The sequence below is a fragment of the Cobetia sp. AM6 genome (assembly GCF_009617955.1).
In the GTDB taxonomy this organism is placed as follows: domain Bacteria; phylum Pseudomonadota; class Gammaproteobacteria; order Pseudomonadales; family Halomonadaceae; genus Cobetia; species Cobetia amphilecti.
Genome location: NZ_AP021868.1, coordinates 2,843,590 through 2,856,359 on the forward strand (window position 1 = coordinate 2,843,590; position 12,770 = coordinate 2,856,359).

General features: G+C 63.4%; 10 protein-coding genes. 4 read left to right on the top strand and 6 right to left on the bottom strand.

What is annotated here, in order from left to right:
- Positions 1–82 precede the first annotated feature (82 nt).
- The 3 genes from nth (at position 83) to CLAM6_RS11945 (ending at position 3,508) form a co-directional block, all read left to right on the top strand.
- On the top strand, positions 83–718 hold the full coding sequence (gene nth / locus CLAM6_RS11935) for an endonuclease III (RefSeq protein WP_043334098.1): 636 nt from the start codon (positions 83–85) through the stop codon (positions 716–718).
- Positions 719–951: 233 nt separating this feature from the next.
- Positions 952–3,159, top strand: a complete 2,208-nt coding sequence (locus tag CLAM6_RS11940) for an EAL domain-containing protein (protein WP_153636226.1) — start codon at positions 952–954, stop codon at positions 3,157–3,159.
- Positions 3,160–3,220: 61 nt separating this feature from the next.
- The gene (locus CLAM6_RS11945; RefSeq protein WP_043334097.1) at positions 3,221–3,508 is read left to right on the top strand and encodes a hypothetical protein; all 288 of its coding nucleotides are present in this window, start codon (positions 3,221–3,223) and stop codon (positions 3,506–3,508) included.
- A gap of 202 nt (positions 3,509–3,710) precedes the next feature.
- Here the strand turns inward: CLAM6_RS11945 and pepN are convergent, their stop codons facing one another.
- From pepN to CLAM6_RS11975, 6 genes are all read right to left on the bottom strand, one after another.
- On the bottom strand, positions 3,711–6,362 hold the full coding sequence (gene pepN / locus CLAM6_RS11950) for an aminopeptidase N (RefSeq protein ID WP_153636227.1): 2,652 nt from the start codon (positions 6,360–6,362) through the stop codon (positions 3,711–3,713).
- A 99-nt stretch (positions 6,363–6,461) separates the two neighbouring features.
- On the bottom strand, positions 6,462–6,887 hold the full coding sequence (locus CLAM6_RS11955) for a YbaN family protein (RefSeq protein ID WP_225996323.1): 426 nt from the start codon (positions 6,885–6,887) through the stop codon (positions 6,462–6,464).
- 249 nt (positions 6,888–7,136) lie between these two features.
- A complete protein-coding gene (locus CLAM6_RS11960) occupies positions 7,137–8,348 on the bottom strand; it encodes a glycerate kinase (RefSeq protein ID WP_153636228.1) in 1,212 nt (403 codons plus the stop codon).
- A gap of 162 nt (positions 8,349–8,510) precedes the next feature.
- Positions 8,511–9,353, bottom strand: a complete 843-nt coding sequence (locus CLAM6_RS11965) for a CvfB family protein (RefSeq protein ID WP_153636229.1) — start codon at positions 9,351–9,353, stop codon at positions 8,511–8,513.
- A 301-nt stretch (positions 9,354–9,654) separates the two neighbouring features.
- The gene (locus CLAM6_RS11970) at positions 9,655–10,143 is read right to left on the bottom strand and encodes a YajQ family cyclic di-GMP-binding protein (protein WP_054556286.1); all 489 of its coding nucleotides are present in this window, start codon (positions 10,141–10,143) and stop codon (positions 9,655–9,657) included.
- Between the two features lie 78 nt (positions 10,144–10,221).
- The gene (locus tag CLAM6_RS11975) at positions 10,222–10,863 is read right to left on the bottom strand and encodes a GNAT family N-acetyltransferase (protein ID WP_153636230.1); all 642 of its coding nucleotides are present in this window, start codon (positions 10,861–10,863) and stop codon (positions 10,222–10,224) included.
- 168 nt (positions 10,864–11,031) lie between these two features.
- Here CLAM6_RS11975 and CLAM6_RS11980 point away from each other — a divergent pair, with 168 nt between their 5' ends.
- Positions 11,032–12,627, top strand: a complete 1,596-nt coding sequence (locus tag CLAM6_RS11980; RefSeq protein ID WP_347237559.1) for a RimK family protein — start codon at positions 11,032–11,034, stop codon at positions 12,625–12,627.
- The last annotated feature ends 143 nt before the right edge of the window (positions 12,628–12,770 follow it).

Sequence of the window (12,770 nt, forward strand, 5' to 3'; positions counted from 1 at the left end):
CACACAGGCCGTCAGCCCGCTGTCTGACGGCCTGTGTCGACGACGCCTGCTCCCAAGCCCTTACTGCCGTACCCGAGATACCATGAACGCCCAGAAACGCCTCGAGATCTTCACCCGTCTGCGCAACGAGAATCCTGAGCCACGCACCGAGCTTGCCTGGTCAACGCCCTTCGAGCTTTTGATCGCGGTGCTGCTGTCGGCGCAGGCGACGGATGTGGGCGTCAACAAGGCCACGGCGAAGCTGTATCCGGTCGCCAATACGCCGGAGAGCATCCTCGCGCTGGGCGTCGAGGGCCTGAAGGAGTACATCAAGACGATCGGCCTGTTCAACACCAAGGCCGAGAATGTCATCAAGACCTGCCGCATGCTGATCGAACGGCATGGTGGCGAGGTGCCGCAGACCCGCGAGGCGCTGGAAGCGCTGCCCGGCGTGGGCCGCAAGACCGCCAACGTGGTGCTCAACACCGCCTTCGGTCAGCCGACCATGGCGGTGGACACGCACATCTTCCGTGTCTCCAACCGCACGCGCATCGCCCCGGGCAAGAACGTGCTGGAGGTCGAGCACAAGCTGATGCGCCATGTGCCCAAGGAGTTCCTGGTCGATGCCCACCACTGGCTGATCCTGCATGGCCGCTACACCTGCGTGGCACGCAAGCCGCGCTGTGGCAGCTGCATCATCGAAGATCTCTGCGAGTACAAGGACAAGGTCGACCTGTAACGCCTCAAGCCTCAAGGATTTGATGTCTGGGACTTTGTGAGCAACAGCTTGATGACTGGGACTTGATCACCAGGCGCCTGGCGAAAGCCCCGTTCCTGCGTGAACTGCCTGCGTGGCCTGCCTGCGTGGCCTGCATGCATGATCGTTGATTGAGCATGAACCCCGCCTCCCCGCCTATTCAACCGAGCGGCCACGTAGACTGAGCGCACAGACCGTCGCCTCAGGAACCTGCCATGACCGCACCTTCCGATGCCGGGGATCGCCGCTCTCCGCGCCCAGAAGGCTCCGACGATTCCCGCCAGCCTGATGACAGCTGCCTGCACTCGCGCCTGCAGGAGATGTCGTCACGTCTCGAGGCACTGGAAGCCGAGAACCACCTGCTGCGCACCCTGGTCGACACCCACCCCGACATCCTGTTCATCAAGGATGCCAAGGGGCTGTTTCGCTACGCCAATCGCACCCTGACCGACTTCTATGGCACCTCGCGCGAGGACATCATCGGGCGCGATGACAGCCATTACACCGGCAATACCGAGCAGAGCCACTTCTTTCGGCGCAGCGTGGAGCAGGTGCTCAGCAGATTCGAGCGCGAGACGGTCTTCGAGGATGCCACCGACGGCACCACCGGCGAGGTCAACCATTTCCGCTCCATCAAGCAGCCCTTCCATGACATTCACGGTCAGCCGCTGGTCGCCGTTCTGGCGCACAACATCACCACCGAAGTCCGTGAGCATGAGCGCAAGACCCGCCAGATCGACCACATCTATGACACCTCGCTGGAAGGCTTCTGGGACTGGAACATCCTGACCAGCTCCGTGACGCACAATCGCCGCTGGTCACAGATTCTGGGCATCCCGGAGAGCGAGCTCAGCAACAGCCTGGAAGAATTCGCAAGCCTGCTGCACCCCGAGGACAAGCCCGAGACGATGATCGCCATCCAGGACTGCATGGCGGGCAAGACAGCCTACTATCACCGCCACCGCATGCTGACCCGCGGTGGCGACGTGGTCTGGGTGATCGACAAGGGCGATGTCATCGAGCGGGACAGCGAAGGCAATCCGCTACGCATGATCGGCTCGATCACCGATATCACGCGTATCGTCGAATCAGAGGCCCTGCTGCACCAGCACAGTCGCTTCGACTCGCTGACCAAGCTGGCCAACCGTGCCACCCTGATCGACAGCCTGCAGCAGGCCATCATCATCACCGACGCCCGTGACACCCACGGCGCGCTCATCTTCATCGATCTGGATCACTTCAAGAAGATCAACGACCTGCTGGGGCATACCACCGGCGACCATCTGTTGATCGAGGTGGCCCATCGCCTGAGCTCCACGGTGCGTGACAGCGACCTGGTGGCGCGCTTCGGCGGGGACGAGTTCGTCATCCTGGTACAGCCCTTGAGCCATGATCCACAGACTGCCTGTCGCGAACTGGATGAGCTGATGGAGCGCCTGCAGCAGGCGCTCAACCAGCCGTATTCGCTCTTGGGCCCACAGTCGCAGCCGCTGCAACATCACAGCTCGGCGAGCCTGGGCAGCATCATGTTCCATGATCGCCATCTGAGTGCGGAGGAGCTCATCCGGCGCGCGGATATCGCGATGTATCGCGCCAAGGAGGCCGGGTGCAATCAGACCGTTCGCTTTGATCCCAGCATGCGCGTGGAGCTTGAGCGCGCTGTGCAGCTGGAAAATGACCTGCGCCGCGCCATCGAGAATGAAGAGCTCTACGTGGAACTGCAGCCGCAATTCGATCGGGGGCTCAAGCTGGTCGGCGCCGAGTGCCTGTTGCGCTGGCGACACGCCAAGCTCGGCAATATCTCGCCCTATGAATTCATACCGCTGGCCGAGAAGAGCCAGCTGATCGACAGCCTCGGCGACTGGGTACTGGAGCAGGCCTGCAAGCTGCTGGAGGATTGGCAGAAAGGCACCGCCTTCGCCAGGCTCTATCTGTCGGTCAATGTCAGCGTCAAGCAGCTGGACTCCACACACTACGTCGGCAATGTCGCCAAGGCACTCAGCCAGCACACGCTTGACCCGCAATATCTGCAGCTGGAGCTGACCGAAAACGTCTTCGCCACCGACATGCCCGCCACGGTGGCACGCATGCACGAACTGCGCTCGCTGGGCCTGCGTCTGTCTCTGGATGATTTCGGCACCGGTTTCTCCTCACTGACCTACATCAAGCACCTGCCCTTCGATGAGCTCAAGGTCGACCGCAGCTTCGTCAATGATCTCGAGAACGACGAGATGAATCGCCGCATGGTGAACTTCATGGTGCAGCTGGGGCGTGAGCTGGGCATGTGCGTGGTGGCGGAAGGCGTCGAGACCCCCAGGCAGCGCGAACTGCTGCTGGAGATGGGCTGTGATGCCCTGCAGGGCTATCTGATGGACAAGCCAATGGCGATCGAGGCATTCACCGCCAAGTATCAGCTCGGATGACAGCGCATCCGCGTCTTTCATGGCACACTGGGGCCTCTTTTCTGTCTGGACATCATGCGTTATGGAAGACTTCTTCAACTGGATCGGCACGCAACTGGGTGCCGCCATTCGCTTCATCGTCGAAGGCCTGGGCGGTTTCTTCGCCAACTTCGATGATGCCCTATCGGGATTCTTCAATGGCCTCACTGGTGAGCTAGGGCTCAGCACTTCGCTGTTCAGCCTGCTGGGATTGATTCTGGGACTTTACCTGCTCTTCAAGGGCATCACGTCACTGTTGAGAGGCTCCATCATCGGCGGGCTATTGATGACCTTCATCGGCCTGACCTTCCTGGGTTGGATGATTGCCTGACGCGCGATGACCCTGAAAGCGATGACCGTGTACGCAATGATCGTATACGCGATGGTCTTGAAGGCGATGCCCTGACGGGACTTGCGCCAGGCTCGTGACATGAAAAAGCCCCTGCCGATTGGCAGGGGCTTTTTCATGTCAGCGGCAGTCATCATCATGCGCGCGATGACTGCCGTCTGTCTTCAAGGGCCAGCTCAGAGGGTCAGGCCAGTGCCTTCTCCACGACTTCATACAGGTTGTTCGAGAGCTTCTCGCCACGGATGCGCTCAAGCTCAGCCTTCATCAAGTCCTGACGCTTGGCATCGAAACGCTTGTAGCGCGTCAGCGGCGTGATGATGCGCGCCGCGATTTCCGGATTCAGACGATTGAGCTCGATGACCACATCCGCCAGCAGACGATAGCCTTCGCCATCGAGGCGGTGGAAGTTGACGCGGTTCTGGCCGGCGAAGGCGCCGATCAAGGCACGCACCTTGTTGGGGTTGGTCAACGAGAAGGCCGGGTGCTCCATCAGGAAGCGCACGCGGTCCAGCACATCGGCCTGCGGGCGCGTGACCTGGATCGAGAACCACTGGTCCATCACCAGCGGGTCATGCGACCAGCGCTCGGCGAAGGACTTGAGCGCCGGGTCACCCAGGTCGGTGCGTGAAGAGTGCACCAGCATCGTCAGCGCGGCACGCACGTCGGTCATGTTGTGGGCCGCCGCCAGCTGGGCCTGGGCCAGACGCACACCCTCCTCGTCCTCGATGCTCATCAGATAGCTGAGCGCGGCATTCTTGAGGCTGCGACGCGCCATCTGCTCGAAGGTCGGCGCGTAGTCGCCCTGCTGCGCATTGGCGTGATAGAGCGCCACGAAATCGTCGCGCAGCGCGCTGGCCAGCTGCGCCTTGGCGGTCTTGCGCGCCCAGTGGATGGCATCGACATCGACGACACTCTGCTGCTCGGCGATATAGGCCTCCGAGGGCAGCGTCAGCATCTCGGCCAGCACCGCACGATCGGAAGCCTCGCTCTGGAGCAGGAAGCGATAGGCGGCCAGCAGGCGCTCATCCAACCGGGCCTCCTGCTCGCCACGCTGCCAGGCCGCCATCAGGTCTTCAAGCGCTGCCATGGCCAGACGCTGACCGGCATCCCAGCGGTTGAAGCCATCGCTGTCGTGCTGCATCAGGAAGGCCAGCTGCTCACGGCTGTAGTCAAAGGCCAGCTTGACCGGCGCCGAGAAGCCACGCAGCAGCGACGGCACCGGCTCGGCATCGCCGGCAAGGCCGGTGAAGACGAAGGTCTGCTCGGCTTCGGTCAGCTCCAGCACGGTTTCCGTGCCCAGCGTTTCGCCGTCGAGGGTCAGCGTCAGATCGCTGCCGTCGGCCCCGACCAGCCCCATGCGCACCGGGATCACCAGCGGCAGCTTCTCCGCCTGCCCCGGTGAAGGCGGCGTGGACTGACGCAGCGTGAGGGAATAGGTGCCTGCCTGGGCATCGAAGGTGCCACTGGCGGCGATGTTCGGCGTTCCGGCCTGGGAGTACCAGCGCATGAACTGACTGAAGTCGCGACCGGAGGCTTCGCTCATCGCGCTGATGAAGTCCTCGATGGTGGCGGCGCTGCCATCGTTGCGCGCGAAGTAGAGGTCACTGCCACGGCGGAAGGCCTCTTCCCCGAGCAGGTTGGCGACCATGCGCACCACTTCGGAACCCTTCTCGTAGATGGTCAGGGTGTAGAAGTTGGAAATCTCGATATAGGACGCCGGGCGCACCGGGTGTGCGGTGGGGCCGGCATCTTCGGCGAACTGCGCGGTACGCAGCATGGCGACGTCTTCGATACGCTTGACCGGCGCCGAGTTCATGTCGGCGGAGAAGGTCTGGTCACGATAGACGGTGAAGCCTTCCTTCAGAGACAGCTGGAACCAGTCACGGCAGGTGACACGGTTGCCCGACCAGTTGTGGAAGTACTCATGCGCGACCACCCCTTCGACGCGCTGGAAGGCGGCGTCGGTGGTGGTATCGGGGTTGGCCAGCACGCAGGCGCTGTTGAAGATGTTGAGGCCCTTGTTCTCCATCGCGCCCATGTTGAAGTCGTTGACCGCGACGATCATGAAGATGTCGAGATCATATTCGCGACCGTAGACTTCCTCGTCCCACTTCATGGAGGCCTTGAGAGAGTTCATGGCGTGCTGGGTCTTGTCGAGATTTTCCGGCTCGACCCAGATTTCCAGAGCGACGTCACGGCCACTCATGGTGGTGAAGCTGTCGTCATGCTTGACCAGGTCACCCGCCACCAGCGCGAACAGATAGCACGGCTTGGGGTGCGGGTCCTGCCAGGTGACGAAGTGACGACCGCCCTCGCGCTCGCCACGCTCGATGGGGTTGCCGTTGGAGAGCAGGATCGGGTAGCTGTCCTTGTCGGCGATGATGGTGGTGGTGAACACCGACATCACGTCCGGGCGGTCCGGGTAGTAGGTGATGCGACGGAAGCCTTCGGCCTCGCACTGGGTGCAGAACATGCCCGAGGACACATAAAGCCCTTCCAGCGCGGTATTCGCGGCCGGGTCGATCACCACCACCGTCTCGAGCTCACAGTTGGCCGGCAGGCCGGCCAGCGTCAGGTGAGTCTCGTCGAGCTTGTATTCATCACTGGCCAGCGCTCGCCCATCGACACGCACGGACTCAAGCGTCAGATGTTCGCCATTGAGCACCAGCGGCGGCGTGGCATCACTGCCCACGGCGGCATCGGGATTGGCCTCGAGGGTCAGCACGGTCGTCACACGGGTCGCGGACGGTGCCAGATCAAACGTCAGGCGGGTGTCCAGCACACGCCAGGCGGGTGCCTGATAATCGGCAAGATGAATCGCTGCAGGTTGTGACATCAAAGACTCCGCAATCAGCGCCGCGGGAGAGGACTCCTCACGGCAGGAAGACAGCGGACAGCGAGGGAGCAGACACCTCACCTGCCCGCGATGAAGCGCTCATTCGCGCGGAAGGGATTCGCCACTGACGGCAAGGTTCGCCCCCTCGCCCTTGGGCTCCGGGCGCGTGGCCAGCCAGAGTGCCAGCAGCGACAGGAAGACCAGCAGCGAGACCTTGACGGCCAGCACTGAGACGGTGAACAGGATGATCAGCATCGAGACGGCCAGCATGCTGACCGCCATGATGCGCGCGCGCAGCGGAATGGCGCGTTCGCGCTCCCAGGCCACCAGCGTAGGCCCGATCTGGGGGTGTTCCCGGATATAGCGCGCAAAGCGCGGTGAACCTCGGCTGGCACAGGCCAGCGCCAGCAGCATGAAGACGGTGGTGGGCAGCAGCGGCAGAAACATGCCAGCGAAGCCGATGCCGAAGAACAACCAGGCCAGGCCAAGCCAGCAGATACGCTTCATGCGCCGAAAGATCATCATGTCGGTTCCTCACCACCTGCGGTCACACACCGTGTGCTTCCTGCTATCAGTCAAACGCCAAGTCGTTCATGGGAAAAGTACTTTCTGACTATCCGCCTGATAGCAACTGCGTGCATGGTAACGGGCTTGCCGATATCGCGAAAGGCCACGCCCCCCGCCATGGGGGCCGTGGGCCGCTGTCTGCGGCCGGATTCAATGCCGCAATCCGTCGAGCTGGGCGTGGGTTAGCTGCGGTCAGCCGGGCTGCGTTCAGCCGCGCTGCGCCAACTGCCAGAGACGCATGATGGCCTCGCAGCGGTCAGCCAGCAGCTCCGAGGTGCGCGCCAGCGCTTGCTCAAGCGGCATGGCGCTGTCACACAGCGTGAAGACGGCACTGACCCCCTCATCATGGGCGGCTTGCCAGCCCTCGGCCAGTCGTCCCGCCAACACGATGGCGGGCACTCCGGCGGCTCGCGCGGCTCGCGCCGCACCGATGGGGGTCTTGCCGCCCAGGCTCTGGCCATCCAGGCCGCCTTCCCCGGTGATCAGCAGATCACAGCCCGCCAGGCGCTCGCTCACGTTGAGACGCTCCATCACCAGCTCGATGCCCGGGCGCAACTCACCATTCAACCAGGCCGCCACCGCGTAGCCCATGCCGCCTGCGGCCCCTGCACCGGCCAACTGCTGCTGGTCTGCGCCCAGCAGTTCAGCGCTCAGGCGCGCGAAGTGGCCCAGCGCCGCATCCAGTTCCTCGACCACCGCGGCATCGGCGCCCTTCTGTGGGCCGAACACGGCGCTCGCGCCGCGCGCGCCACACAGGGGGTTGTCGACATCGACCGCGGCAGACACCTTGAGGTTGGCCAGACGTGGGTCCAGCGCACTGACGTCCAGGCTCGCCAGACGCGCGAGGGCCGCGCCGCCTGCGGGCAGCTCATTGCCATCAGCGTCGAGCAGACGCAGCCCGAGCGCGCGCAGCATGCCGCTGCCGCCATCGTTGGTGGCGCTGCCGCCCAGCGTGACGATCAGTTGCTCGGCACCGGCGTCCAGCGCCGCCAGGAGCAGCTCCCCCACGCCGTGCGTATCGGCGACCCGCGCGTCGCGCTCATCAGGGCTGACCAGATGCAGACCACTGGCTTCGGCCAGCTCGACGATGGCCGTGCGGCTACCCGGCTGCCAGCCCCACTGGGCGGTGACTTCACGCCCGAGCGGATCACGCACCTGAGCGCTGCGCGCCTCGATGGGGTCTGCTTCACTGGCCGCCGCCAACAACGCCGCCAGCGTGCCCTCGCCGCCATCCCCCAGCGGGCAGAGATCGATCTGTGCCTCGGGCAATACTCGGCGAACACCCCGCGCCATGGCTTCGGCGGCATCACTGGCTGCCAGCGCTTCCTTGAAGCTGTCAGGAGCAATCAACAGACGCGGCGAACCAGCAGAAGCGGAGGCAGCAGAAGCGGAGGAGGCAGCAGAAGCAGAGACAGTCATGCAGACATTCCTTGTCGAAAGTGAAGGAGCGATTGGGGGCAACTCAGCACAAGATACCCCCATGATACGCTGTCATTGGTGCCATGCGGCAGCCTGAAACGCAAACTGCCACCCGTCGGTCTCCCGAGGGTGGCAGTGGCAGCACAGGCTGACAGCAGTGACTTACTTGACCAGACGCGTCTCGGTGGGCGCCAGCGTGACCTTGCCTTCGCGCTTCAGGTGACCGATGGCGCGCTTGAAGTTGGCCTTGCTGGCACCGAAGGCTTCGCTGATGGCTTCCGGTTCGCTCTTGTCGCCCAGCGGCAGCACGCCCTGACTGGCTTCCAGCGCGGCCAGAATGCGGTCCGCCAGCTGCTGATGGCCAGCCGGACCCGGCGCCTGCGGCGTGAGATCGACATTGCCGTTGCCGTCATTCTTCAACACCCACAGACGCAGACGATTGCCGATGCGAAGACGCGTGAAGATACGGTCGTGGTGCACCAGGCCCCAATGGGCGTTGTCGATGATGATCTTCATGCCCAGGTCGGTGCGCGCAGCGACCAGACCGGAAACTTCCTGGCCCACCGCGTAGGTGGCCGGAGTCTTGTCGAGCCAGCGATCCAGACGCATCGAGGCGACCATGCGGTCGCTGTGCTTGTCGAGACCGACGTGCACCATGGCGAACTGGCCGGCCTTGAGCTCACGCTTGCGCTCGCCGTAGGGCAGCAGCAGGTCCTTGCCCAGGCCATTGTCGAGGAAGATGCCGATGTCATTGACCTCGACCACCTTGAGCGCGGCGAACTCGCCGACCATGGCACGCGGATAGCGCGTGGTGGCCAGCAGGCGGTCTTCATCATCCAGGCTGACGAAGACTTCGACTTCGTCACCGATGTCGGCCCCCGCCGGAATGAAGGGCGTCGGCAGCAGGATTTCCCCGCGATCCCCACCATCGAGGAAGACGCCGAAGCCGACCCGCTTGGTGATCGTCAGGGTGTTGCGCTGGCCGATAGCGAGCGGAGCAGACATATAACCTCTCTTTGCGCGTTGTCGGGTGCCGAAACGGCCCGCATGGCGCAGATATTACGTACGAATAGGGTGAAACGCTTTGAAAGCGACGCGTCCGGTCGTCTCGAGTGAAGCACCGAGCTGGACAAGCGTAGCGCCAGCAACGAGACATGACGCTTTCAAAGCGAATCTGTTGATCCAGAGAACAAGCGAATCAGTGACTCTCACGACACCGCAAATCAGCGAATCAAACGAAGACAGCACCGCACGCCGATAGCGAACGGTGCTGAGAATGGCGATCGCCAGTCACTTGCGCGCTGGATCAATCGCGGAAGTTGTTGAACTGCAGCGGCAGCTCGAGGCTCTCATCGCCCTTGAGCAGTGCCATGGCGCCCTGCAGGTCGTCACGCTTCTTTCCGGTGACGCGGACCTTCTCGCCCTGAATCTGCGCCTGGACCTTGAGCTTGGCATCCTTGAGCGCCTTGACGATCTTCTTGGCAGTCGGCTGGTCCAGCCCCTGACGCAGCACCAGCTGCTGACGGGCACGCACGCCAGCGGTGTCGGCGTCCTTCTCTTCCAGGCAGCGCACGTCGATGCCGCGCGCGATCAGACGGCCCTTGAGCAGTTCGATCATCTGACGCAACTGGAAGTCGGCATCGGCTTCCAGATTGACGTTCTCTTCCTTCTCGAGTTCGAAGCTGGCAGTCACGCCCTTGAAATCGAAGCGCGTCGCGAGTTCGCGATTGGCCTGATCGACGGCATTCTGAACTTCGTGCTTGTCGAGTTCGGAGACAATATCGAATGACGGCATGGGAGCGATTCCTTTGAAGCCATGAAGAATAAACAGCGCATCCTAGCCCATGGGGGCCACGCGCGCCATGCCCCTGGCTCAGGCGGCGCCGGCATTCACCGTTGGGGGCGACCCCGGGTGCGCTTCACCGGCATCACCGGCCGCGAGTTCCTCAGCCACCGGCACCGGTGAATCCAGCGTCAATGCCTTGCGCATCTTCCAGGCGGCGGCTCCATCGGCATAGTAATCGCGCAGGCGACCACACTTCTCGAAGCCGTGACGCTCGTAGAGCGCGATCGCCGCGCCATTGCCGGTGTGCACCTCAAGATCGAACTGCGTACAGCCCTGCGCGATAGCCAGCTGCTCAAGCGATGTCAGCATGCGCTGGGCAAGGCCGCGGCCACGCGATTCCGGATGCAGGCAGAAGGAGTAGAGTCGCGCCCGGCGTGAATTGCGCCGAAACAGCACGGTGCCGTAGCCGAGCACGCTGCGCAGCGGCGTGGCGTCATCGCGCTCGACGCTACCGGCTGGCCACAGCGCGGCCATCACATCGTCTACCGCCGGTGCGGTCGGGATGACATCGTCATCGGGCTGGATGATCACCAGGGTACGGGCATGGGCACGCAGAATCAGATGGGACAGCTGACGACGACTGAACCAGTCGCTGTCGAAACTGACTTCCTCGAGCTCTACCAGAGCGTCGAGATCGGCCCGGATGGCCGGGCGCAGAATGGGGGTCATGGTGCAGGCTCTCCCGCCTGTCAGCGCCCTGACGCCGTCCGAGGATCAGCGTGTCGCGGGGCGGTAGCAATGCGCTGCATTCTGGGCATGCAGGCGCGTCTTGTCTTGGTCTCTTTGCATGAAATTATTTCACTTTCCAGCCTATTGCGATGACGGGGATTGTTTCTCATGATGCGCGCATTCGGCACCGCTTCGGTGCCCGCCTTGCGAGGCTTCGCAATGTCCCGCCTGCGTATCGTGGTTGACCGTGTGTCTGACTGGCGCGCCTTCTATCCCAGTGATGATGTCATCAGCGCCCATGACTTTCTTTCCGAACTCTCAAGCGATACGCCAGCCCAGCGCGCCGACGATGCGCCGCAGCCCGCCACCCACGTCATCAATCTGTGCGGCGGACTGGATTATCTGGGCATCGGCTATTACGTTTCGTTGCTGGCCCAGGCGCGCGGCCAGAAGGCGCTGCCGTCAGTGGAGACCCTCAATCAGCTGTCACGCAAGTCGCTGATCGACATGGAACTGGGCGGCATCCGCGTGCTGCTCGAGGAGCTGACACGCAAGGGTGCCCTGCCCGCTCCACAAGGCGTGACGCATGGGGCTGGCAAGCCGCCACGACTCGACCTGCTGCTGACCTTCGGCGAGAGCGCAGACCCCGCGCTTGCGCGCCTCGCACGCAAGCTGTTCGAGCGCCTGCCCTGCCCGCTGCTGGAGGTGCGTCTTGAAGGCCGAGGCGATCATTGGGTGCTCAAGCGGGTGCGCCCGCAATCCCTGAACCACCTGGCAGCGGCGGATGAAGACCGCTTCGCCCAGGCGCTCAATCGCCATTCGCGCAAGGTGTGGCGCACGCCCAAGGCCCGCCGCCATTACCGCTTCGATCTCGCCATGCTGGTCGACCCGGACGAGGCGCTGCCACCGTCCAACCGTACCGCGCTCAAGCATTTCATCCGCGAAGGACGACGCCTGGGCATCGATGTCAGCCTGATCACCCGGCGCGATGAAGGCCGTCTGGCCGAGTTCGATGGCCTGTTCATCCGCGAGACAACCAGTCTGGATCACCACACCTATCGCATGGCCAAGCGTGCCGAGCACGAAGGGCTGGTGGTGATCGATGCCAGCCAGTCGATCCTGCGCTGCACCAACAAGGTCTTCCTGCATGAGCTTCTCAAGGCACGCGGCCTGAGTGCCCCGCAGGGTCGCCTGATCCATCGGGGCGAACTGCGCCAGCTGGCCGAGCGCGGTCAGCACATGCGCTACCCGCTGGTGATGAAGGTGCCGGATGGCGCCTTCTCCCGCGGCATCGTCAAGATCGATGGCCCCGAGACACTGGTGCGCGAAGCCGAGCGGCTGTTCCATGACTCCGCCCTGCTGCTGTTGCAGGAGTGGCTGCCGACCGAGTTCGACTGGCGCATCGGCGTGCTCGACGGCAAGCTGCTGTTCGCCAGCCGTTACTACATGGCACGTGGCCATTGGCAGATCTACGACCACAGCGGCGCGCGTACCCGCTCCGGCGGCTTCGCGACGGTCGACCCGAGCGAGGTGCCAGCGGCCGTGATCAAGGCGGCCCTGAAGGCGACACGCCTGATCGGCGACGGCCTCTATGGCGTCGACTTGAAGCAGCTGGAGGACCGCGTGGTGGTCATCGAGGTCAACGACAACCCGAATCTGGATGCCGGCGTCGAGGATGTGGTGCTGGGGCGCGAGCTCTACCGGCGCGTGATGCAGGTATTTCTGGCGCGCATGCAGGCGCGCCGCCAGCCCGTGCTGGGCTGACACGCCCCGAACCGAGTCTGCAAGCCTGTAGCAAGCAGCGAGAAACCAGAAACTAGAAACTAGAGGCACTGAAACGACAGCGCCCACCCTCCGTGACGGAGCGTGGGCGCTGTCGTGTGTGCTGTGCTGAGCTCTTTGCTGTG